22 protein-coding genes are annotated in these 22,060 nt (G+C 72.3%); 6 read left to right on the top strand and 16 right to left on the bottom strand.

Features of this window, described 5'->3' with window-relative positions:
- Positions 1–15: 15 nt before the first annotated feature.
- From ABT025_RS27135 to ABT025_RS27070, 14 genes are all read right to left on the bottom strand, one after another.
- Entirely contained in the window at positions 16–855 is an 840-nt protein-coding gene (locus tag ABT025_RS27135; protein WP_350999692.1) for an SDR family oxidoreductase, read from the bottom strand.
- Positions 852–1,520, bottom strand: a complete 669-nt coding sequence (locus ABT025_RS27130; protein WP_350999689.1) for a hypothetical protein — start codon at positions 1,518–1,520, stop codon at positions 852–854. The genes ABT025_RS27135 and ABT025_RS27130 overlap by 4 nt, the downstream gene beginning before the upstream one ends.
- A complete protein-coding gene (locus ABT025_RS27125; RefSeq protein ID WP_350999686.1) occupies positions 1,510–2,109 on the bottom strand; it encodes an NADPH-dependent FMN reductase in 600 nt (199 codons plus the stop codon). Before ABT025_RS27125 ends, ABT025_RS27130 begins: the two co-directional genes overlap by 11 nt.
- Complete coding sequence (locus tag ABT025_RS27120; RefSeq protein WP_350999683.1) at positions 2,106–3,344, bottom strand: MFS transporter; 1,239 nt, start codon at positions 3,342–3,344, stop codon at positions 2,106–2,108. Before ABT025_RS27120 ends, ABT025_RS27125 begins: the two co-directional genes overlap by 4 nt.
- Positions 3,341–4,306, bottom strand: coding sequence for an LLM class flavin-dependent oxidoreductase (locus ABT025_RS27115; RefSeq protein ID WP_350999677.1), 966 nt, complete (start codon positions 4,304–4,306; stop codon positions 3,341–3,343). Before ABT025_RS27115 ends, ABT025_RS27120 begins: the two co-directional genes overlap by 4 nt.
- Before the next feature lie 55 nt (positions 4,307–4,361).
- The gene (locus ABT025_RS27110; RefSeq protein WP_350999673.1) at positions 4,362–5,132 is read right to left on the bottom strand and encodes an SDR family NAD(P)-dependent oxidoreductase; all 771 of its coding nucleotides are present in this window, start codon (positions 5,130–5,132) and stop codon (positions 4,362–4,364) included.
- 2 nt (positions 5,133–5,134) lie between these two features.
- Positions 5,135–6,319 (bottom strand): FAD-dependent monooxygenase, encoded by a 1,185-nt coding sequence (locus ABT025_RS27105; protein WP_350999671.1) that lies wholly within the window; start codon positions 6,317–6,319, stop codon positions 5,135–5,137.
- Positions 6,316–7,254 carry an aromatase/cyclase gene (locus ABT025_RS27100; protein ID WP_350999668.1) on the bottom strand — a complete coding sequence of 313 codons (939 nt, stop codon included), beginning with the start codon at positions 7,252–7,254 and terminating at the stop codon, positions 6,316–6,318. Before ABT025_RS27100 ends, ABT025_RS27105 begins: the two co-directional genes overlap by 4 nt.
- 39 nt (positions 7,255–7,293) lie before the next feature.
- On the bottom strand, positions 7,294–8,079 hold the full coding sequence (fabG, locus tag ABT025_RS27095) for a 3-oxoacyl-ACP reductase FabG (protein WP_350999665.1): 786 nt from the start codon (positions 8,077–8,079) through the stop codon (positions 7,294–7,296).
- 9 nt (positions 8,080–8,088) lie between these two features.
- Positions 8,089–8,370: an acyl carrier protein gene (locus ABT025_RS27090; protein WP_350999662.1), complete on the bottom strand. Its 282-nt coding sequence runs from the start codon at positions 8,368–8,370 to the stop codon at positions 8,089–8,091.
- 85 nt (positions 8,371–8,455) lie between these two features.
- Positions 8,456–9,682 carry a ketosynthase chain-length factor gene (locus ABT025_RS27085; protein ID WP_350999661.1) on the bottom strand — a complete coding sequence of 409 codons (1,227 nt, stop codon included), beginning with the start codon at positions 9,680–9,682 and terminating at the stop codon, positions 8,456–8,458.
- A complete protein-coding gene (locus tag ABT025_RS27080) occupies positions 9,679–10,968 on the bottom strand; it encodes a beta-ketoacyl-[acyl-carrier-protein] synthase family protein (protein WP_350999659.1) in 1,290 nt (429 codons plus the stop codon). The genes ABT025_RS27085 and ABT025_RS27080 overlap by 4 nt, the downstream gene beginning before the upstream one ends.
- Positions 10,965–11,291: a TcmI family type II polyketide cyclase gene (locus ABT025_RS27075; protein WP_350999657.1), complete on the bottom strand. Its 327-nt coding sequence runs from the start codon at positions 11,289–11,291 to the stop codon at positions 10,965–10,967. The genes ABT025_RS27080 and ABT025_RS27075 overlap by 4 nt, the downstream gene beginning before the upstream one ends.
- Positions 11,292–11,318: 27 nt before the next feature.
- Complete coding sequence (locus ABT025_RS27070; RefSeq protein WP_350999654.1) at positions 11,319–12,782, bottom strand: FAD-dependent monooxygenase; 1,464 nt, start codon at positions 12,780–12,782, stop codon at positions 11,319–11,321.
- A 361-nt stretch (positions 12,783–13,143) separates the two neighbouring features.
- Here ABT025_RS27070 and ABT025_RS27065 point away from each other — a divergent pair, with 361 nt between their 5' ends.
- From ABT025_RS27065 to ABT025_RS27040, 6 genes are all read left to right on the top strand, one after another.
- Positions 13,144–13,827, top strand: coding sequence for a response regulator transcription factor (locus ABT025_RS27065; protein WP_350999651.1), 684 nt, complete (start codon positions 13,144–13,146; stop codon positions 13,825–13,827).
- Positions 13,799–13,900 carry a putative leader peptide gene (locus ABT025_RS27060; RefSeq protein WP_350999648.1) on the top strand — a complete coding sequence of 34 codons (102 nt, stop codon included), beginning with the start codon at positions 13,799–13,801 and terminating at the stop codon, positions 13,898–13,900. Before ABT025_RS27065 ends, ABT025_RS27060 begins: the two co-directional genes overlap by 29 nt.
- A 208-nt stretch (positions 13,901–14,108) precedes the next feature.
- Entirely contained in the window at positions 14,109–15,740 is a 1,632-nt protein-coding gene (locus ABT025_RS27055; RefSeq protein WP_350999645.1) for an ABC transporter substrate-binding protein, read from the top strand.
- A gap of 2 nt (positions 15,741–15,742) precedes the next feature.
- The gene (locus ABT025_RS27050) at positions 15,743–16,699 is read left to right on the top strand and encodes an ABC transporter permease (RefSeq protein ID WP_350999753.1); all 957 of its coding nucleotides are present in this window, start codon (positions 15,743–15,745) and stop codon (positions 16,697–16,699) included.
- A complete protein-coding gene (locus ABT025_RS27045) occupies positions 16,696–17,577 on the top strand; it encodes an ABC transporter permease (protein ID WP_350999642.1) in 882 nt (293 codons plus the stop codon). The genes ABT025_RS27050 and ABT025_RS27045 overlap by 4 nt, the downstream gene beginning before the upstream one ends.
- Entirely contained in the window at positions 17,574–19,286 is a 1,713-nt protein-coding gene (locus ABT025_RS27040) for a dipeptide ABC transporter ATP-binding protein (protein WP_350999639.1), read from the top strand. The genes ABT025_RS27045 and ABT025_RS27040 overlap by 4 nt, the downstream gene beginning before the upstream one ends.
- Positions 19,287–19,467: 181 nt before the next feature.
- Here ABT025_RS27040 and ABT025_RS27035 read toward each other — a convergent pair whose 3' ends face one another.
- Both ABT025_RS27035 and ABT025_RS27030 read right to left on the bottom strand, forming a co-directional pair.
- A complete protein-coding gene (locus ABT025_RS27035; protein ID WP_350999636.1) occupies positions 19,468–20,757 on the bottom strand; it encodes an MFS transporter in 1,290 nt (429 codons plus the stop codon).
- On the bottom strand, positions 20,754–21,677 hold the full coding sequence (locus ABT025_RS27030; RefSeq protein WP_350999634.1) for an alpha/beta hydrolase: 924 nt from the start codon (positions 21,675–21,677) through the stop codon (positions 20,754–20,756). Before ABT025_RS27030 ends, ABT025_RS27035 begins: the two co-directional genes overlap by 4 nt.
- Positions 21,678–22,060: the final 383 nt, after the last annotated feature.

Below are 22,060 nucleotides of genomic sequence, written 5' to 3'. Positions count from 1 at the left end.
TCACGTCCGGGGCTGTCAGCGGAAGGACCCGGCGTTGTCCTCCGCCCACTGTGCGAAGGACAGCGCCGGACGGCCGAGGACGGCCTGCACGTCGTCGGCCGTCTTCTGGGGCCGTCCGTCCCGCGCCGCCTGGTAGTCGAGGAGTGTGTCGACGACCGGTGCGGGCAGAAACGCGGCGAGCTGTTCCCGGTACTCCTCGGGCGAGATCAGCCGCACCAGGACATCCCGGCCCGCGGCCGCTGCGACGAGCTCCGCCTGCCGCCGTGCCGACAGGGACTCGGGTCCGGTGACCCGCAGTGTGGCGCCCCGATGTGCCTCGTCCAGCAGTGCGCGGACCGCGACGTCGGCGACGTCGGACTCGTGGACCGGCTCGCTGTAGGTCTCGGGGTAGGCGAGCCGCAGTGGGCGTCCGGCCCGTATGTCCTGCGCCCACTGGAGCGCGTTGGTGGCGAACCCGCCGGGCCGGACGAAGCTCCACCCGAGCCCCGAGGCGCGCAGCACGTCCTCCACGAGCACATGCTGCTGGGCGATCGGGCTGGTGCCCGCCCCGTGGGTGTCGATGGCGAGCGAGGAGAGCAGCACGATGTGCCCGGCTCCGGCTGCCGCCGCGGCATCGGCCAGACGGGCGGCGCCGGCCGGCTGGGCGTACAGAAAGATCTTCTGTACGCCGTGCAGGGCCTCGCGCAGGCCCTGCGGCGAGGACAGGTCGAGCCGTATCCGCTCCACCTCGTCGGGCAGCGTCGTCAGGGCCCCGGGGTCGGTGCTCGCTGCCCGCACCTTCTCCCCGGCGGCAAGCAGTCCGCGTACGACGGCGGCGCCCACCCGCCCGCGTGCTCCGGTCACCAGAATGGTCATGTGTCGCTCCTGTCGGGGGTGATGCCGTGGTGGAGGTGGAAGCGGCGGAAGCCGATGGGGCGCACCCCGGGCGTCGCGCCGGTGGCCCGGAGGGTGGCGGCGCGGGCGGCCCCTTCGAGGAACGCCAGATGCGCCCCGTCGCTGGTCCACTCGGCGTAGTTGAGCACCCGGCTGCCGTCCGTGCCGGCGTGGAAGTGGGCGCTGATCATGCCGTCGCGTTGTGCGGGCGGTGCCTCGGTGACGGCCTTCGCGACGGATTCGACGATCCGTTCCTGACGCTCGGCGCCGTCGACGTCGAAGGTGGCGACGACGACGGCACCGGGCGGTGTTCCCGAGGGGTCCAGGACGACGCTGGTGTGCAGCCGGTAGGAGACTGCCCCGGCGGCCGCCGGGCCGTGCAGGGTGCGGGTGAGGTCGTGGTGGGCGGTGGGGTGGGTGGCCTGGACGTAGCCGAGGACGGTGTCGCCCTCCGTGCTCAGATATCCGTGGAAGGAGAGCAGGCCATCGGGCCATGCGGCGGCGGTCCACTGGGCGGCCACGTCGTCCAGCAGGGCGAGGGCGGCCGCCCGGTCGGGGGCGTACCAGTGGGTGATGTGGACCGAGGTGACGTCCGCTCGGGCGATGTCGGGGCCGCGGCGGGCCGCGGCCCGGGGCTCAGCTCCCATAGGGCTGCTCCGCACGGGCGGTGCGCAACGCCGCGCCCCACCAGATGAGTTGGTCGAGCAGGACCTCGGCGGCACCTGCGCTGCCCTTGGTGTCGAGTGGCTCTCCCCCACCGTCGAAGGCCTCCCACGCCGTGTGGAAGCTGACCGTCTCGCGGACGGTGACGGCGTGCAGTTCGGCGAAGACCGGCCGCAGTTGTTCGACGGCACGCAGCCCGCCGGCCAGCCCTCCGTAGGAGACGAACCCGACCGGCTTCGCCGCCCATTCGGTCAGGAACCAGTCCAGGGCGTTCTTGAGAGCGGCGGGAAAGCTGTGGTTGTACTCGGGGGTCACCACGACGAAGGCGTCCGACCGGGCGAGTGCCGTACGCAGCGCATCCCGGTGCGGGACCGCCTCGGCTGGCGGTTCCTGGCCCGGTGCGGGCAGCACCAGGGGCAGGGGGTGGGCGAGCAGGTCGACGGTGTGGACGTCCAGTTCGGGCCGGGTGCGGGCCTGTCGTGCGAACCATTCGGCCGGGGTCGGACCGAGGCGTCCGTCGCGGACGCTGGCCGTGATGACGGCGAGGGAGAGGGGCGGTGCGGTGCTGGTCATGCGGCTTCCTTCTGCAGGAGGGGGCGGGGACGTCCGCCGTCGCGGAGTCCGGGGAGGGCTGCGGCGAGGCCCGCGGCCGCCGCGGCGGCCAGCAGGGCGAGGGCCGGGCGCAGGTCGTCGAAGGCGGTCAGGAGCCAGGCGGTGAGCGGAATGAGCAGGACCGCGCCGAGTTGCACGGCCGTCTGGTAGAGCGGGATCGCAGTGGCGCGGCGGGACGGCGGGACGGCTTCGGCGGCCCGCATGTTGAGCGCGGCGAAGGACAGGACGAACCCCGCGCCGACGAGGAGCAGGACGGGCAGCGCGCCGGTGAGGTACGCGCCGGAGGGAGGCCGCCACAGGGCGAGCAGATATCCGAGCAGGGGTGCCGCGGCGCCCAGCGCGATGAGCCGTCCCGTTCCGTGGCGCCGGACCAGGGCCCCGGCGAACGGCACGGTCACGGCGAGCGGCACACAGGCGGGCAGCAGCGCGAGCGCGCCGGTCAAGGGCGACAGGCCGCGCTCCGCCTGCATCTGGAAGGTGAGCAGGAACAGCAGCCCGTGGTAGGTGCCGTTCAGCGTGGCCGCGCCCAGGCAGGTCCGCAGCAGTACGTGGTCGCGCCCGGGTGATCCGGCCGCGGGGGGCCCGCCGCGGTCTGCGGCGGGGGCCGGTGCGACGGTCTCCTCGCGGGGCACCACACGCAGCCCCCACAGCAGGAGGACCAGGGCGACGGGAGCCGGCACAAGGAAGATCCAGCGCCAGCCGGCCTCCAGGAGGGCTCCTGACAGCAGGAGCCCTGCCGTGAATCCCGCGGCCCCGAAGAGCGAGTAGACCGAGACGGCCCGCCGCCGCTCGGGGCCTTCGGGGAAAGCGGTGCCGATGATGGCGAGCCCCATCGGCGCCGTGAGGGCAGCGCACGCGCCCTTGACCACCCGGGTCGTGATGAGCAGGGCGGGCCCGTCCGCCAGGCCGCCCGCCACCGACGCGAGGGCGAACCCCAGCATCGCGGCGAAGTAGACGTGACGCCTGCCGAACCGGGCGGCGAGCCGTGGCCCGGTGGTCAGCAGGGCGGCGAACCCGAGGGCGAAGCCGCTCATGAGCCATTGCACGGTCAGCAGCGACAGCCCCTGGTCGTCCGCGATCACCGGCAGAGCGACGAGGACGAGCGACACCTCGATCGCGTCCAGGACCATGTTCCCTGAGAGGACGAGCAGCAGCGCCCACGCGCGGGTGGCGGGGGCCGGGTTCGCGCGCGTCATGACAGGAGACGCGGCAGCTGTTCGGTGACCAGCTCCAGGTTCTCGGCGACCAGGTCGTCGGGCATGCCGGCGATGCTCGCCCAGAAGATGAGGTGCTTGACGGGAAGCCCCGCGGTCAGCTCCTTGACGCGGACGGCGGCGTCCTCGGGGGTGAGGATGTCGAGCAGTCCGCGCCGGTCCTTGGCGTCCGGGTCGCGCAGGTCCTCGATGGTCAGCGGCGGCGGGCCGTCGAAGGCGGTGCCCTGGAGGGCTCCTTGCCGGTAGGAGTTCACCTGGTGGACCAGGTGGGGGCCGATACGGTGCCAGGCGGCCTCCGGGTCGCGGGAGAGCAGGAGGGGGACCAGGTCGCTCACGCGGGCGGTCGCCGGGTCGTAGCCGCCCTCGATCAGGCCCTCGCGGTACTGCGCGAAGCGTTCGCGTGAGATGTGGAGCAGCCCGATGCCCAGCCGGCCTGCGAGCCGGGCGCCGCGCGGCCCGTAGAAACCGCCCCAGACGGGCGGCGGGTCCTGGACCGGCAGGGGCGTGATGCCGCGTTCGCGCCAGAGGCGGAGGATCTCGGCGATGCGTTCCTCGGTCCGTGCGAAGCGGTGGCCGAAGTCGGCGTCGAAGAGCGTGTATTCGGGGACGCGGTAGCCGGCGCCGAGGCCGAGTTCGAGCCGGCCGTCGCTGAGGATGTCGACGATCGCGGCCTGCTCTGCGATGTCGACGGGGTGGTGCAGGGCCGGCAGGACGACGGAGGTGCCGATGCGCGCACGGCGGGTCCGGGCGGCGACGGCCGCCGCGAAGGTCAGCGGCTGGGGCAGGTAGCCGTCCTCGAAGCGGTGGTGCTCGGTGAACCACAGACCGCCCGCGCCACGGCGGTCCGCTTCCTCGCAGAACTCCAGGGTCCGCGCGTAGTGGTCGGCCCAGGGGCGGTGCCACTGGCCGGGGTTGCGCAGGTCGAAGAGGAGTCCGACGTCCATGACAGGTGCCTTTCGAAGGTGGATGGCCGGCCCGTTCCGGGCGGTGCGGACGGGCTCAGCCGAGGAGGGTGCCGCCGGTGGCGTCGACGAAGGAGCCGGTGATCCAGCGGGCTTCGTCGGTGGCGAGGAAGGTGACGACGTCGGCGACGTCCCCGGCCTCCCCCACGCGCTGGAAGGCGGACAGCTTGGCCATCTCCGTCACCGCTTCGGGGATGTCGAAGACGGGGCTCCCGTTGTCGGTGATCCCGGGTGCGACGCTGTTGATGGTGATGCCGCGGGGGGCGAGCTGCCGGGCCAGGTGGAGGGTGAGCTGTTCGATGGCGCCCTTGGTCATGGCGTACGCCACCTGCCCGGGGTTGGCGACCCTGGTCAGGCCGGACGAGATGTTGACGACCCTGCCTCCTTCGGGAATGGACGGCAGGGCGCGCTGGATCAGGAAGTAGGGGGCCCTGGCGTTGACGGCGAAGAAGCGGTCGAACTGCTCGGGGGTGACGTCCTCGGGGGCGATGCCGTTCTGGGTGGTCTCGCCCGCGTTGTTGACGAGGATGTCGAGGGTGGTCTCGCCGGTGCGTTCCTTCAGCCCGCGTTCCAGGCCGAGGAAGAGCTCGTGGACGTCGCCGGGGACGCCGAGCTCGGCGCGGACGGTGAAGCCGTGGCCGCCCTCCTGCTCGATGGTCTCCAGCGTCGCGTCGGCGGACTTCTCGTCGTTCGCGTAGTGGACGGCGACGAGGGCGCCCTCGCGGGCGAGCCGGATCGCGATGGCGCGTCCGATGCCCCGGCTGGACCCGGTGACGAGTGCGGTCTTGCCTTCGAGCCTGTTGCTCATGGTCAGCTCCCTGTGGATGCGGGTGGTCGAGGTGCGTCGAGTCCGGTGACGACGCGGGCGAGATGGCGGCGGACGGTGCCCAGGTGCAGGAGTTCGGCGAATACCTCGCGCACTCCGTCGACCTCGGGGCCGCCGAGCAGCAGCCGTGCCTGGGCCCGGATTCCGGTGAGGGCGCGGGCGGTGACGGGGTGGCGTTCGCGGTGGTACGCGTCGAGTTCGGCGTCGTCGGCACGGCCGGTGACGCGGGCGGCGAGGCGTGGTCCGAGGGCGGCCGCGTCGTGGAGGCCCAGGTTGAGTGCCTGGCCGCCCACCGGCATCTGGACGTGGGCGGCGTCCCCGGCGAGCAGGACCCTGCCGCGCCGGTACGCGGTGGCCTGGCGGCTGGTGTTGTCGAAGGAGTTCAGCCACAGCGGTGTGCCGTGGGCTATGTCCTCGCCGGTGACCTTCGCCCAGGTGGCGGCGGTCTCCGCGAAGGAGGGCGGTCCGGTGCGCCGGCCGGGGGGCGTACCGAAGAGGTGGACCATCACCCGGGTGGAGCCGTCGGGCCAGCGGTGCGCGGTGGCCAGCCCGTGCGGGTGCCGCTCGAAGCGCCGGTCGGGTACGTCGAGGCCGGACACGTCGGCACGCAGCATTTCCAGCGTTCCGTCCTCGCCGGCGAATTCGAAGCCGCCGAGGCGCCGGACCGTGCTGCGTTCGCCGTCGCAGCCGACGACGAAGGCGGCCGCGGAGTGGTGGGTGGTGCCGTCCGTGCCGGTGTGCTCGACGTCCACCCGGTAGGGGCGGGGCGTGAGACCCGTGACGCGGTGTCCGCGCAGGACCCGGGCGCCGAGGCCGGTGGCCCATTGCGTCAGGACGGCCTCCAGCCGGGCCTGGGGGTACTTCCACTGTCCGGCGTGCGGGTGGCCGGGCTCCGCGTCGCCGAGGTCGAGGCGGAGCCCGCCGAAGTGGCCCGGTCCGCCTGCGGGCAGGGCGCCCAGGCGTCGCAGCACGCCGCGGTCCTCGAGGATCTCCAGGGTGCGGGCGTGCAGGGTGGATGCCCGGGATTCCGTGGTGGGTTCGACGAGTTGCTCCAGCACGGTCACCCGTGCTCCGCCGAGGCGCAGTTCACCGGCGAGCAGCAGCCCGACGGGACCCGCCCCGACGATGATCACGTCGGCCGCCGGGGCCCCGGTCCCCGGCCCGGTCAACGCCGGGCTTCCGCGTACTGCCTGGCGTGGCCCAGGGTGGCGCGGCTGTTGCCGCCGAGTGCGTCGCGGATGTAGGCACGGGCCTCGGGAACCCCGGCTTCGCCGCCGAGGATCCCGGTGATCTTCTCCGGGTCCAGGACGACGGTGTGCTGGGAGGTGGCGGTGGTGACTCCGTCGGCGTCCTCGTCGATCTGCCAGTAGCCGGTGTGCAGGGTGAGCAGTCCGGGCAGAGTGGTCTGCTTGTAGGCGATCCTGTGGTGGGGGAAGCAGACCCGGACGGATTCGGTGGTGTGCGTCGATCCGTCCTTGGTGCGGGTGTCCAGGCGCAGGACCTGGAGACCCGGGGTGTCCTCCGTGAGCCGGACACCGGCGACGTGCGGGAGCCGCTCGGACCAGTGCGTGGCCTCGTTGAGGAAGTCGTAGACGTCCTTGGCGGAGCCTTCGATGCGTACGGAGTCCTCGAAGGAGAGGGCCAGTTCGGCGTCGGTGGTGCCGAGTTCGAGGTTCGCCCTGAGGCCGGGCAGCTCGGCCCGGCTGTTGCGGTCGACGGCCTCGTCGATCCAGGTCAGCTTCTCCGGGTCGTCGTCGACGGCCCGGTACTCGTGGAGGAGGCGGACCCTGGTCTCCCCCTCGCCGAGAGGCTCGATGATCCAGGTCCCGGTCATCTCGGCGACGGGGTGGGCGGGTATCTCCTGCCAGAAGCGGATCCGCAGCTTCTCGGGGTCCAGGATGCGGATGGAGGTCCAGCTCTTGGCCTCGCCGTTGGCCGTGGCCCAGATCCTGATGCGCTCCCGGTCGCCTTCGGCGTCCAGCTGCTCGACGTACACGGAGGGCGGGAAGAGCCGCGGCCAGTTCTCGACCTCGGCGAGCAGGCGGTAGACGTCCGAAGCGGCGGCCCGGACGGTGATCTCGTGCTCGACCTCGCGGGTCGTCATGATTGAACTCTCCTGTCAGTGAACTCGATTGACGGGTTGTCAGAAGTTGCCGAGGCCGCCGCACACGTTGAGGGCCTGCGCGGTGATGGAGGCGGCGGTGTCCGATGCGAGGTATCCGACGAGACCGGCGACCTCCTCGGGGGTGGAGTAGCGGCCGAGCGGGATCTTGGCGGTGAACTTCTCCAGGACCGCTTCCTCGGTGGTGGCGTAGGCGGCCGCGTAGCCCTCCCGTACGCGCTGGGCCATCGGCGTCTCCACGTAGCCGGGGCAGACGGCGTTGACGGTGATCCCGGTGGGGGCCAGTTCGTTGCCGAGGGCCTTGGTGAAGCCGACGACGCCGTGCTTGGAGGCCGAGTACGGGGCGCCGAGGACGACGCCCTGCTTGCCCGCGGTGGAGGCGATGTTGATGATCCGGCCGCGGTCCTTGTCCCGCAGGCCCCCGGCGTTCAGGACCTCCCGGGTGACGCGGAAGACACTGTTGAGGTTGGTGTCGATGACGTCGTCCCAGAGGTCGTCCGCGATGTCCGCGGTGACCCCTCCCCCGCTGCGGCCGGCGTTGTTGACGAGGACGTCGACCGTGCCGTAGCGGTCCACGGCGGCCCGGACGAACGCGCGGACGTCGTCGGCGGACCGGACGTCGAGGGTGGTGCCGTCGACCTCCAGGCCCTCGGCCCGCAGCTCCTTGACGGTGGCGGTGACGTTGTCGTCGTTGCGGGCTCCGACGAAGACCCGGTGTCCCTGTCCGGCGAGCAGCCGGGCGACGGCGAGGCCGATGCCGCTGGTGGCGCCGGTGACGAGGGCGACGGGTCCGTTGTGCTGGGACATGAGGGCTCCTCAGACGGTGCGGGCGGCGGTCAGCTGGTCGTTGACCACGTCGATCAGCGCCCTGGGCGTGTCGGCGTCGGACAGGGTGTCGTCGTCGAGTGCGATGCCGTACTCGCGCTCGATGCGGCCGCCCGTCTCCAGCAGGGCGAGCGACTCGTAGCCGAGGGAGTTGAAGGTGGTGTCGAGGATGTCGGCGTCGAGGTCGACCCCCTCGGCGGTTCCGGCGGCCTCCCGGAGGATGCGGCGCAGGTCGTCGATGGCGAAGACGGTGTGGGTGTCGGGCGAGGACATGGCGGAGCCTTCCGTGGCGTGGACACGTTGCGGACGGTGGTGGGGCGGGGGTGCTGGTGACGGCCGGTGCGGGTTCGCGGGTGTGTCATCCCTGTCCGGCGGCGGCGCGCACGACGAGGGCGGAGTTGAAGCCGCCCTGGCCGCGGGCGAGTACCAGCGCGGTGCGCAGTGGGGCGGGGCGGGGCCGGGCACCCACGAGGTCGATCTCGTACCCCTCGGCGAGGGTGGAGCCGACGGTCGGCGGGATGACGCCGTCACGCAGGGAGAGCAGGGCGGCGGCGACATCGAGTGGCGCCGCGCCGGAGTACAGGCGCCCGGTCATGGTCTTGGGCGCTGTGACCGGCACCCCGCGCGGTCCGAAGACCTTGCTGAGCGCCTCGGCCTCCGCCCGGTCGAGTTCCGGTACGGCGGCGGCGTCGGCGAACACGACGTCGACGTCGGCCGGCTCGGTTCCGGCGTCGGCCAGGGCCAGTTCGATCGCCCGCTGGAGCCCCGGGGCGCGCCCGCTGCCGGGCCGCGGGTCCATCGTGGAGGCGTGACCTGCGATCACGCCGTACACCCGGGGGGCGTCTCGGCGGCGGGCGTGCTCGGCGTCCTCGACGACGAGGAGGGCCCCTCCCTCCCCCGGTACGTGTCCGGAGGCGTCGGTGTCGAAGGGGAGGTAGGCACGCTCGGGGTCGTCGGACGTGGTGAGCCGGCCGCCGGCGATCTGCGCCACCCATCCCCAGGAGCAGAGGGAGGCGTCCACGGCGCCGGCGACGACGACGGGCGTTCCCCTGCGGACCTGGCGGCGCGCCTGGGCGAGGGCGTCGAGCCCGCCGGCCTGGTCGCTGACGACGACGCTGCTCGGCCCACGGGCCCCGGTGCGGATGGAGATCTGTCCGCTGTTGACCGCGTAGAACCAGGCGAAGGACTGGTACGCGGAGACGTAGGGGCCGCCCTTGCTCCACAGCGCCTTGAGCTCGTTCTGGCCGAACTCGAAGCCGCCGGAGTGTCCGGCGGTGATCACGCCGACGTCGTAGTCGGGCAGTTCCCCGGGGCTGACGTCCGCGTCCGCCAGGGCCCAGTCGGCGCCGACGAGCGACAGCCGCGTCATGCGGTCGGTCTGTGGCAGGAGCCGGCCCGGCAGGAGTTCACCGGCGTCGAACCCGGTGATCTCGCCGGCCAGCCGGGAGGGGTAGGAGGTGGGGTCGAAACGGGTCAGCGGGCCTATGGCCCGCCGGCCGGCGAGGGTGGCCTGCCAGTAGGTCTCCAGGCCGAGGCCGTTGGGGGCGGCCACGCCGATTCCGGTGACCACCGTCTCTGCGCTCATCGGGTGCTCCGATCGGGGCGGGCGAGGACGACGGCGCTCTGGAACCCGCCGAAGCCGCTGCCGACGGACAGCACCGCGTCGGTGTGCCGGTCGCGGGCGGTCAGGGGCACGTAGTCGAGGTCGCACTCGGGGTCGGGGTTGTGGAGGTTGGCCGTGGGAGGGACCACGTGGTGCTCCATGGCGAGCACGGATGCGGCGACCTCGATGGATCCGATGGCGCCGAGCGAGTGGCCGACCATCGACTTGATCGAGGAGACCGGGGTCCGGTAGGCGTGGTCGCCCAGACTCCGCTTGAACGCCGCGGTCTCGTGGCGGTCGTTCTGCTTGGTACCGGAACCGTGGGCGTTGATGTAGTCGATGTCCTCGGCGTCCAGCCGCGCCTCGTCCAGGGCCACTGTGATCGCCTCGGCCATCTCCTTGCCGTCGGGCCGCAGTCCGGTCATGTGGAAGGCGTTGGAGCGGGTGGCGTACCCGGCGATCTCCGCGTAGATGTGGGCTCCCCGTCGGCGGGCGCTGTCGAGTTCCTCCAGGACGAAGACGGCGGCGCCCTCGCCGAGGACGAATCCGTTGCGGCTGGAGTCGAAGGGGCGGGAGGCGTGTTCGGGGTCGTCGTTGCGGGGGGTGGTGGCCTTGATGGCGTCGAAGCAGGCCACCGTGATCGGGGAGATCGGCGCGTCGGTGGCACCGGCCACCATCACGTCGGCGAGTCCGTCCCTGATGACTCCGGCGGCGTGACCGATGGCGTCGAGACCGGAGGTGCAGCCGGTGGAGACGACCGTGCCCGGGCCTTCGGCCCCGACGGCCCAGGCGACCTCGGTGGCGAAGGAGCTGGGGACCAGGAAGTTGTAGAGGTGCGGCACGGCGTAGCGGTGGTCGACCAGGTCGAGCCTGCCGCCGTCGCTGACCGTGCGGTACTCCTGGTCGAGGCCGGTGGTGGCGCCGACGGCGCTGCCGATGGTGACTCCGGTGCGTACCGGGTCGAGGGCCGTGAAGTCGAGTCCGCTGTCGTGGACGGCCTCGCGGGCGGTGACCACGGCGAACTGGGCGGCCCGGTCCATGCGCCTGACCTCCTGCGGCCCGAGACCGGCGAGTTCGGGGTCGAAGTCGACCTCCGCCGCGATCTGGGAGCGGAACGGCGACGGGTCGAAGAGGGAGATGCGGCGTGTCGCGGTGCGGCCGTCGGAGATCAGCTGCCAGAAGTCCTTGGTGCCGAGGGCGCCGGGGGCGGTGACGCCCACGCCGGTGATGACGACGCGGCGTGCCGGTCCGGCCGGGGTGGTGGTCACTTGGCGCTCCAGTGGTAGAAGCGCCGCGCGAGGGCGTCGGCCGGTGATCGCCAGGTGGCGGGGTCGTAGGCCGCGATGTGCGGCTTGAGGTCGTCGCTGATGCCGATGAACCGGCTGTCCGACTTGGCGGCCTCGATGCGCTCGCCGCCGTCCTCTGCGTCGAAGTCCTGGAGGTGGAAGTAGAGCCCGCGGTACGTGAACAGCTGGCGGCGGCGGGTGCCCATCCGGTGCGGCATGTCGGTGGTGTCGAACTCGGCGAAGAGACGGGCGACTTCGTCGGTGCTGCCGAGTTCCATCCGGGCAACGATGAGGTTGCTGTGCATGGTGGCCTCTCTGAGAGCGTTCGGGGGTCAGGCGGGTCCGAACCAGCGGTCCAGTGCGGTGGGCAGGTCGTGGTGACTGCCGGGCGCGGCCCAGGCGACATAGCCGTCCGGGCGCAGCAGGACCGCGGTGGTGCGGGTGAGGTGTTCGGGGGCGGGGCCGTGCGGGGCCCCGGTGACCAGGTCGATCCGGTCCCGCCAGCGGGCGGCCCGGCGGCGCAGCCAGGGGTTGTCCGTGAGGTCGAGCAGTACGCCGCGGCCTGCGCGCAGCAGGGCGGTGGAGCTGGTGCGGGCGGCGCCGACGGTCAGCTCCAGGTGGGGCAGGCGTGCGCCGAGCAGCGGGTGGGAGCCCGTTCCGGTGTCGTACCGGATGTCGACCCCGCTGACCTTGGCGGCGAGGTGGCGGGCCACCTCGCCGTACGGGAGGAGTTCGGACAGGACGTCCCGCAGCGGTTGCACGTCGTCGCCGCCGAGGATGAGCAGGCTCTGGGCGCGGGTGTTGGCCAGCAACTGCTTTCCCACCAGGTGGCGTTCGGAGTGGTAGGTGTCGAGCAGGGTGGCGGGTGCCGTGCCGTGCAGGACGGCCGCGAGCTTCCAGCCGAGGTTGAACGAGTCCTGGATGGATGTGTTCATGCCCTGCCCGCCGGCCGGCAGATGGATGTGGGCGGCGTCGCCGGTGAGCAGGACGCGGCCCCGCCGGTACTCGGAGGCCTGGCGGGTGGCGTCGGTGAAGGCCGACACCCATACCGCCTCGGCACCCGAGATGTCGTTGCCGGTGAGGCGTTTCCACACGTCGGCGACCTCTTCGAAGGAGGGCGGTCCGGTGCGCCGGCGCGGCAGGGCACCGCGCTCTCCGACGATGACGCGGTGCAGGCCGTCGCCGAGCGGGGCGGCCATGACCATCCCGCCCGAGAGGCTCTGCCCGGTCGCCCGGGGGTTCACGTCCACGCCCCTGATGTCGGCGAGGAGCAGTTCCGTGGTGGCCTCGGTGCCGGGGAAGTCGAAGCCGGCGGCCTTGCGGACCGTGCTGCGTCCGCCGTCCGCCGCGACGAGGTAGCGCGCGGTGAGAGTGGATTCCCGGTCGCCGTCCCTGATGCGTACGGTGACGCTCTCACCCGTGTCCTGGAGCGACAGGAACTCCTGTCCGCGCCGGATGTCGGCGCCCAGTTCGCGCGCCCAGCCCTCCAGGACCGTCTCCGTGACGGACTGCGGCACGCCCCGGGCGGCGGGGTGGGTGCCGCCGAGGACGGCCAGATCGAGCGGGATTCCGCCGAAGTGGCCCTGTGTGCTGGTCTCCACCTCCCCGAAGCGCGCCAACAGGCCGCGCTGGTCGAGGCTTTCCGTCGTACGAATGGTGAAACCCAGTCCGCGCGACTCCCCGGTGCGCCGGGCAAGGCGCTCGACGACGATGACGTCGATTCCGGCCAGACGCAATTCACCGGCGAGCACGAGCCCGGCCGGTCCCGCTCCGACGATGATGACCGACGCATCCATGGAGTCTCCCGACTGACGGTCCGTTCGATTCCTGCTGACGTGAAACATCCTCGGCTGCCGCGCTTTTTGTTTTCAAGGCAGAAAATTCAAGGTCCTGCGCAAGGAGCTGTCAGGCGATCGTCAAGTCGGCCCGACACATCTCTGACGTTCGAGGAGCGGAGTGACTTCGGCGCCGCGTCCGACTGCGTGCTCACTGACAAGGAAATGTCAGGGGAAGTACAAATCCCTACGCGGGAAGGCCCCGGGCCCACCCATCGGGCCTCCCCTGTGACCCCGCTCACAGTCAGTTGTGCGGGTGCGTGTCTAGCCTGGGAGCCGTCACTTCGGGTGCCGTGCCTGCGCCTTGGAACGGGGGGAATTGATGCGCGTCCTGGTCGTTGATTCCGACAGGTCGAACGGAAACCGATTGAGCACTCAGCTGAAGCGTCATGGTTACGACGTGGAGATCTGTGCGACGGGAACCGAAGCCCTGGAAAGGCACGAGAAATTCGATCTCTTTCTGATTGACCTCCTCCTTCCGGACATCGACGGTCTCGAAGTCTGTCGGGCTGTCCGGGCGAAGAGTGATATTCCCGTCATCGCGTTCACGGATGCCGGAATGAAACTCGACCGGATTCTGTGCTTGCAGGCGGGATGCGACGACTGTATGGCGAAGCCGTACGGATTCCGCGAACTGCTCGCCCGTATCGACGCGGTGCTCCGCCGCTCCCGGCCGGAGCCCGCCCGCAGTTCGCGGGCGGCTGCGATCGCTCACGGTTCGCTGTGCATCGACCCGGAGACGCGGGAGGTGCGGCTCAACGGCCGGCTGGTCAATCTCACCCTCAAGGAGTTCGATCTGCTGCACCGGCTCGCGTCGGAGCCGCACACCGTGCACTCCCGGGCGTCGTTGATGGCCGGCGTGTGGGGGTTCCCTGGACGTCATGTCCCCGGCGCCCGGACGAGCCGGACGATCGACACGCATGTGAGCGCGGTCCGGGCGAAGCTCGGCTCGCCCGACTGGATCATCACCGTCCGCGGTGTCGGTTTCAGGATGGGCCGTGTCTGAGCGCGTACCGCTGACGACCCGTCGGCACATCGATCTGAAGCGCGTCGCCGGCGCCCTCTGTCCGGGTCACTGACGACCCACCATCCGCTCCCCACGGGCAGCCGTGTGTCACAGGCATGCCCGGGGCGGCCGTGCACGAGGCCGGTTCCGACGCGCTGCGCCGGACCGGTGCACAGCGTTGCCTGCGGGCACGGTCCGCCCGCCCCTGCCGCCCCGCCACCCGCGCGGGTCGGGTCCGATCCTCCTCTCTTCCGCTCTCGTTCACCCGGAGTCGTTCCCTCATGTCCAGACGTCCCGCACCCTCGCGCCTCTTCGCGAGAACTCCGTTGGCCGCCCTCGCCGCCGCGCTCGTCCTGCCGCTCACCGCGACCGCCTGCTCCGGAACATCCGGGTCCGAAGCCGAGGCACAGACCTCGCCACGGTCCGGCGGTCACCTCAGGTTCGCGCTGTCCTCGGATCCCGGTTGCGTGGATCCGCACCAGGCCACGACCAGCGACGCCCTCTACGCCGCCCGCACCTTCGTCGACTCGCTCACCGACCAGAACCCGAAGACGGGGCAGATCGTGCCGTGGATCGCACGGTCGTGGGAGGTCTCACCGGACGCCTCTCAGTACACCTTCACCCTGCGCGAGGACGTCACCTTCGCCGACGGCGCACCGCTCGACGCCAAGGCGGTCAAGGCCAACCTGGACGCGGTCGTCGCCCTGGGTGCCAAGTCGATGCTGGGCTCCGGGTTCCTCCAGGGCTACCGCAGCACCGAGGTGGTCGACCCGTACACCGCCAAGGTCACCTTCAAGGGTCCCAACGCCCAGTTCCTGCAAGCGACTTCGACGGCGACACTGGGACTCCTCTCCCCGGCGAGCCTGAAGCTCCCCGCCGAGGGGCGCTGCACCGCCAAGCTGATCGGCTCCGGGCCGTTCACCCTGGACAGCTACACCCCGAACACCTCGGTGGAGCTGACCAGGCGCAACGGCTACACCTGGGGCTCCCCGCTCTGGAAGCGCCCCGGGTCCGCCTATCTGGACAAGCTCACCTTCAAGGTCGTCCCCGAAGCGGGCGTGCGCAGCGGGAGCCTGACCTCGGGCCAGGTGGACGCCACCGCGGGTGTCGCCCCGCAGGACCAGACCACCCTCGCGTCCCAGCAGTTCGCCGTGCTCGACCGGCCCAACCCGGGAGTCCCCGTCGCACTCAGCGCCAACACCGCGCGGCCGCTCACCAAGGACCCGGCCGTGCGCCGTGCGCTCCGGACGGCCGTGGACCGCGACGAGGTCGTGCAGACCGTGCTCAGCCCCAGCTATCTCCCCGCGACCAGTGCCCTGTCCAGCTCCACCGGCGGGTACGCCGACAACTCGAAGCTGCTCGCCCACGATCCCGCGCAGGCCAGGAGCACACTCGACGCGGCGGGCTGGCTGCCCGGTCCGGACGGCATCCGGGTGAAGAACGGCAAGAAGCTCAGGCTGAAGGTCATCCTGGGCGCCAACTTCGGCCCCAACCAGACCGTGCTGGAACTGATCCAGCAGCAGCTGCGCAAGAGCGGCATCGGCCTCGACCTCACGCTGCTCTCCCTGCCCGACTACCAACAGGCGCGCAGCGCCGGTGACTACGACCTCGCCTGGGGCAACGGCACCCGCAACGACCCGGACGTCCTGCGCACCGCGTTCTCCGGCAAGCTGCTCAACCTCGGCCGCATCACCGACCCGGAACTGGAACGCACACTGGACGCGCAGGCCGCCGCGAGCGACCCGGACAAGCGGGCCGAGCTGGTCGCCACGGCTCAGCGCCGCGTGCTCGAACAGGGCTACCAGATACCGGTGTTCGAGATGGCGAGCGTGTACGGCATCAGTAAGAAGGTGCACGGTCTGACCCTGGACTCGACGTCCTACCCGCAGTTCCACGATGCGTGGCTGTCCTGACCATGGCCACCTATGTCGCACGCCGCCTCGCACAGGCCGTGTTCGTCCTGTGGGCCGCGTACACCCTGTCGTTCGCGGTGCTCTACCTGTTGCCCGGCGACCCGGTGACCGTGATGGCGGCCGGTGGAGGCGACAGTACGTCCGTGGCCCCGGAGCAACTGGCGGCGCTGCGGAGCCGGTACGGACTCGACCGGCCGGTGGCGGAGCAGTACGCCACGCGGCTCGGCCACGCCCTGCGCGGGGACTTCGGCGCCTCCGTCCACAGCGGTGAACCCGTCTCCCGCATGATCGCGGACGCCTGGCCGGCGACGCTGGAGCTCACGACGGCGACGCTGGCCCTGGCCCTGCCGCTGGGGGCCGGGGTCGCCCTGTCCGGCACGTACACCCGCCGGCGGTGGCTGCGGCAGTTGCTGCTGTCGCTCCCGTCGGCGGGGGTGGCCGCCCCCACCTTCTGGGTCGGCCTCGTGCTCATCCAGCTCGTCTCCTTCCGCTGGGGCCTGGTGCCGGCCTTCGGTGACGAGGGCCCCGCCTCGCTGGTGCTGCCGGCGGTGACCTTGTCACTGCCGGCAGCGGCGCTGGTCGCCCAGGTCTTCGCGAAGAGCCTGCGCACCGCGCTCGCCGAGCCGTACATCGAGACGGCGGCCGCGAAGGGGGCGAGCCGGCTCCGGGTCCACTTCGCCCATGCGGCCCGCAACGCCGCACTCGCTCCCCTGACCGTCGCCGGGCTCCTGGTCGGCCATGTGCTGGCGGGGTCCGTGGTGGTGGAGACGGTCTTCTCCCGCAACGGGATCGGCCGGCTGACGGCGACCGCCGTGACGTCGCAGGACATTCCCGTCGTCCAGGGGCTCGTGGTGTTCGGGGCGTGTGCGTTCGTCCTGGCCAACCTGGCCGTGGACCTGCTGCACCCGGTGCTCGATCCCCGGATCGCGACGACGGGCCCGACGGCGGTGACCTCGTGACCGCGCTCGGCACGTTCCCGGCCGGCGGGATCCCGGAGCGGACCGCGCGGCTGCACAGGGCCGTCAGGTTCTGGCTCGCCCGGCCCGGTCTCGTCCTGTCCGTCCTGTTCATCGCCCTGGTCCTGCTCGCCGCGCTGCACCCGGCCGCGCTGGCGGGCGGGGATCCGCTGACCGGAGTTCCCGGCGACCGGCTCCAGCCGCCGAGCGGGCAGCACCTCCTGGGCACCGACCAGCTCGGCCGCGATCTGTTCACCCGGCTGGTGCACGGCAGCGCCCTCACCCTGCGGGCGACGGCGCTCGCCGTCCTCGTGGGCCTGGTGGCGGGGTCGCTGGTCGGGCTGGTGTCCGGTGCGGCCGGCGGGTGGGTCGACAGTGTGCTGATGCGGCTCACCGACGTGCTGCTCGCCGTGCCCGGACTGCTGCTCTCGCTCGCCCTGGTGACCGCACTCGGGTTCGGGACGGTCGAGGTCGCCGTGGCCGTCGGGGTGACGAGCGTGGCCATGTTCGCCCGGATCATGCGGGCCGAGGTACTGCGGGTCGCCCGCAGTACGTACGTGGAGGCCGCCCGGGCCAGTGGCACACGGTGGTACGGGGTGCTGCTGCGGCATGTGCTGCCGAACGCGGCCGGGCCCGTCCTCGTGTACGCGGCGGTGGACTTCGGCGCGGTCGTGCTCCAGGTGTCCTCGTTGTCGTTCCTCGGCTACGGGGCACGGCCGCCCGCCCCCGAGTGGGGGTCGCTGGTCGCCGGTGGCCGCGACTACCTCGCCACCGCCTGGTGGCTGACCACGCTGCCCGGACTCGCCCTGGCGGCAACGGTCCTGGCCGCCAATCGCATCGCACGCGCCCTCGACGGCGAGGCGAAGGAGAGCACCCCATGACGAAACCCCTGACACCGCCGGACGGGCCGGCGGACCGGCCCACGCCGGAGCCCGAAGGAGCCGGGCCGGCCGGGGCGCCCCCCGCCCTGCTCGGCATCGAGGACCTGCGGATCTCCTACCGCTCGGGCACCGCCCGGGTGGACGCGGTGCGCGGGGTCTCCCTGGCCGTCGCACCCGGTGAGGTCGTCGCGCTGGTGGGCGCCTCGGGGTCGGGCAAGTCCACGACGGCCCACGCCGTCGTGGGCCTGCTGCCGCCCGGCGCGGCCCTCACGGCGGGCCGGATCCTCTTCGGCGCGACCGATCTCGCCACGGCCGGCGAGACGGTGATGCGCCGCCACCGCGGCCGGGACATCGGGTTCGTCCCGCAGGACCCCATGGTCTCGCTGAACCCGGTCCGCCGCATCGGCCCGCAGGTCGGCGAAGTCCTCCTGATCCACAAGCTGGTGGCCGGCCGGCGCCAGGCCGCGCAGCGGGCCGTCGAGCTGCTCGCCGAGGCGGGCCTGCCGGAACCGGAGCTGCGGGCCCGGCAGTACCCGCACGAGCTCTCCGGCGGAATGCGGCAGCGGGCACTCATCGCGATCGCCCTCGCCGCCCGGCCCAAGCTGCTGATCGCCGACGAGCCGACCAGCGCGCTCGACGTCACCGTGCAGCGGGCTCTCCTCGACCACCTGGACGAACTCGTCGCCCGCACCGGAACGGCGGTCCTGCTCATCACCCACGATCTGGGTGTCGCCGCCGACCGGGCGCAGCGCGTGGCGGTGATGTCGGACGGCGAGATCGTCGAGTCCGGGCCGGTCGACGAGGTTCTGGGCGACCCCGGGCACACGGTCACCCGCGAGCTGTTGCGGTCCGCGCCGAGCCTGGTGTCGGTACGGGAGAGGACCCCGCCGGTCCGGCGGACGGAGCTCACCAGGGATCTGGTCGTGGCCCGGGGGCTGGTGAAGGAGTTCCCCCGGGGCGGTCGCGGGGCTGCGCCCTTCCGGGCAGTCGACGACGTGGACCTGCGGATCGGGCGCGGGGAGACCTTCGCCCTGGTCGGGGAGTCGGGATCGGGCAAGTCGACCACCGCCCGGCTGCTGGTCCGCCTCGCCGATCCGACCTCCGGCACGATCCACTTCGACGGCGAGGACATCACCGGGCTGCGCGGAGAGGCGCTGCGCCGGCTGCGGCGCCGCATGCAGATCGTCTATCAGAGCCCCTACGCCTCTCTCGACCCGCGCCTGACGGTGGGGGACATCGTCACGGAGCCCCTGCGTGCCCACCGGGTGGGCAGCCGGACCGGGCGCACCCGGGAAGCGGTGGCTCTCCTGGACCGGGTGCGGCTCCCGGCCGGCGCGCTCCGGCGGCGCCCGCACGAGTTGTCGGGCGGGCAGCGGCAGCGGGTCGCGATCGCCCGGGCGCTGGCACTGCGCCCCGATCTGGTGGTGTGCGACGAGCCGGTGTCCGCGCTCGACGTGTCGGTGCAGGCGCGCATCCTGGATCTGCTCACCGAGCTCCAGGACGATTCGGGGCTGAGCTGTTTGTTCATCTCGCACGACCTTGCCGTGGTGCGGGGTGTCGCCCACCGCGTCGGGGTGATGCGGGGCGGCCGGCTCGTCGAGTCCGGCCCGGTGGCGCGGGTGTTCGCGGAGCCCGCCCATCCGTACACCCGCGAGCTCCTCGCCTCGGTCGCCGGTTCACGTCGTGCCGGTGCGGCAGCCGGAGCGTAGCGGGACGGGTACGGCCTCGGGGGTGCGAGGTGCCGGGCGGCGGTGGCCGTCGCTCACCCGGGAGACCGGCGAAGACGGCGGCCCCCGTTCCCCGTCGTCCGGGCAGCTGCGGGCCGGGGTGCGGAGGGTTCGCCCGGCGCGGGCGGTGACAGGGGCCGGAGCAGGACGTGCGGCGGAGCGTTCACGGCCGCCCGTTCCCGGTCCGCACGTCTTCGGCGGCGGGCCCGCCCTTCCCCGGTCCGTCCCCGGCGGGCCCGGGCCCGCTGCGGCCCGCACGCAGGCAGAGGGCGGCGAGACCGGTGCCGAGCGAGGCGAGCCCGCCGACGACGAACGCGCTCCGAGCGCCCCTGGCCTCGGCGACGTACCCCACCAGCAGAGCGCCGAGTGGGGTGGAGCCCTGAAGGATGAGGGTGTACAGGGCAAGGACCCGGCCCCGGTAGAGAGGGTCGCTGCCGAGCTGGATGCGGTGGTTGGCGGCCTGGGCGAAGTAGACGGAGGCGCCGCCGGTGAGGAAGAGCAGGACCGCGACGGCCGGATAGCCCGTCGCCCACCCGACCGCGGCCTCCATCACCCCGAAGACGAGCGCCGACACGGTGACCAGCCGGGCGGAGGGCCGCGCGGTGCGGGCCGTGGTGAGGAACGCGGCGAAGAGCGAGCCCGCGGCGAAGACGGTGGTGAGCAGGCCGAAGGACGAGGCGTCCGCGTGGAACACGGTCTTGGCGAGCAGCGGCAGCGTGAGCTGGAAGTTGAGACCGAACAGGCCGACTCCGGCGACCAGGGCGAACGGGATCATGAGATCGGGGCGCCCGCGCACGTACCGCAGTCCGTCGGTGACGCGGGTACGGCCCGCCGCACGGGCTGTGCGGTAGAGCTCGCCGGGGCGGATCCGGCGCAGTGCGACGACGGTCGCGAGATAGCTGAGCGCGTTGACCGACATGACCCAGCCGGTCCCGAGGACGGTGAGGAGCAGGCCCGCCGCGGCGGGGCCCGCGACACGGGCGACGTTGAAGTACGCGGCGCTCAGGGCCGACGCGTTGGGCAGCAGTTCGGGAGGCACCAGCTCGCCGACGAACGCCATCCGGGTGGGAACCTCGACGGCGTTGACCAGGCCGAGGCAGAACGCGAAGACATGGACGTCCGTCAGTCCGGCCGTGCCGGTGAGGACGAACGCCGCCAGGAGGAGAGCGAGCAGGCCGGACAGGAGGTTGGCGGCCAGCAGCAGTGTCCGCTTGTCGTACCGGTCGGCCAGCCTTCCGCCGTGGAGCGTGAAGAGCAGCATCGGGGTGAACTGAAGGGCGGTGACGGTGCCGAGGGCGGTCGCCGAGTCCCCGGTCAGTTCCAGGACGAGCCAGTCCTGGGCGACGACCATCATCCAGGTGCCCGCCACCGACACCACCTGGCCCGCCGCGAACTGCCGGAAGTTGCGGATCCCCAGGGCCCGGAAGGGGCGGGTCCGGGCGTCGGCGGTCACCGTGGGGCGGACCGCGCGCCCGCGTCGAGGCACTCGTCGAGAAAGGCCAGGGCACGCAGGTGGTACGCCCTGGCGGCGCAGCCCAGGCTGATGTTGTGCCCGGCCGCCGAGAGCCGGTCGACGAGGACCCGGGGCGCTGCCGAGAACTGCTCGGCCAGGTCGGTGAGGTCCGCGTCGCTCTGGCGCCACCAGGCCTCGTGCTCGGCGAAGGTGAAGCGCACGGGCACCCGCACGCGCGGCAGCAGGCGGCGGGACAGCGTGCCCCACTCCTGCGCCGATTCGATCTCCTGCTCCGGCATCGGTGCGACGACTGCCCCGATCTCGCTGAAGGTTCTGTCCGGATAGAGGCTCAGGGGTCCCCAGTTGAGCCGGCGCATGCCGGTGCGTGCCCCGCGGTCCAGGAGCGCCGCCGAGACGGCCGGCCGGTGTCCGCAGCCGGAGATGTCCAGGCCGAGGTAGGTGTCGGGCGGGGCGTCCGCGGCGAGGGCGAGGGCGAGCTTGCCGCCGAAGGAGTGGGCGAGCAGGAGCAGCGGACCGGACGGCACATGGCGGGCCTGCGCGTCGGCGAGCGCCGCGCGGACCGTCGCCGCCTGTTCCAGGAGACGCTGGCCGGCAGGCAGGTACGGCGCCGATGCGCCGTACCCGGGCCGGTCGAGCGCGAGCACCGCGCAGCCCAGGCGGGCGCCGAGCGTCAGCAGGGAGACGTCCGGATGCGCCTGTCCGTCGAAGTACCCGGCGCCCATTCCGCCGCCGTGCAGGGCGACGACGGTCGCGCGCGGCGGACGTCCGTCAGTGGGTTCGCTCAGCAGTGCGGACAACGGAATCCCGGCCGCGTCGAGGGTGATCCTGCGGACCCCCGGTGACAGGCCGCCGGACGCGAATGCCTCCCGCGCAGGGTGTGCAGTCGTCGTCAGCATCATGCGTCCCCGTTCTCGTCCGCCCGCCGCGGGCACTGTCCTCCAAGCATCGGTTGCGGCTGCGGACCGGGACAAGGCATTCCGGTTCAGGGCTGCTTCAGAACTCCGTCTCCGCGCGGTCGGGGAACCGACAGGCCGCGGTCAGGAGGCGGTCAGGGATTGGCCGCCGGGGGTACGCGGGCCCCCGGCCGTCAGGGGCTTCCCGTCCACGCAGTCGGATCGGGGAGCTTCGCCCGCACGGGTGATTCGTACGTTCCTCCAGGCATCGAGGTATCTGTCATGCGGGTTCGAACAGGGCATGGCGAAGGCAAGGACAGAGGCCCCGGGCTCTGTCGTCGGGCCCGGCCGGGGCCAAGGCCTCTCGTTTGGATCGTGCCGGGCTCGCG

The organism is Streptomyces sp. NPDC002809, assembly GCF_040295435.1.
Taxonomy (GTDB): domain Bacteria; phylum Actinomycetota; class Actinomycetes; order Streptomycetales; family Streptomycetaceae; genus Streptomyces.
This window is presented reverse-complemented; position numbering and strand designations above follow the sequence as displayed.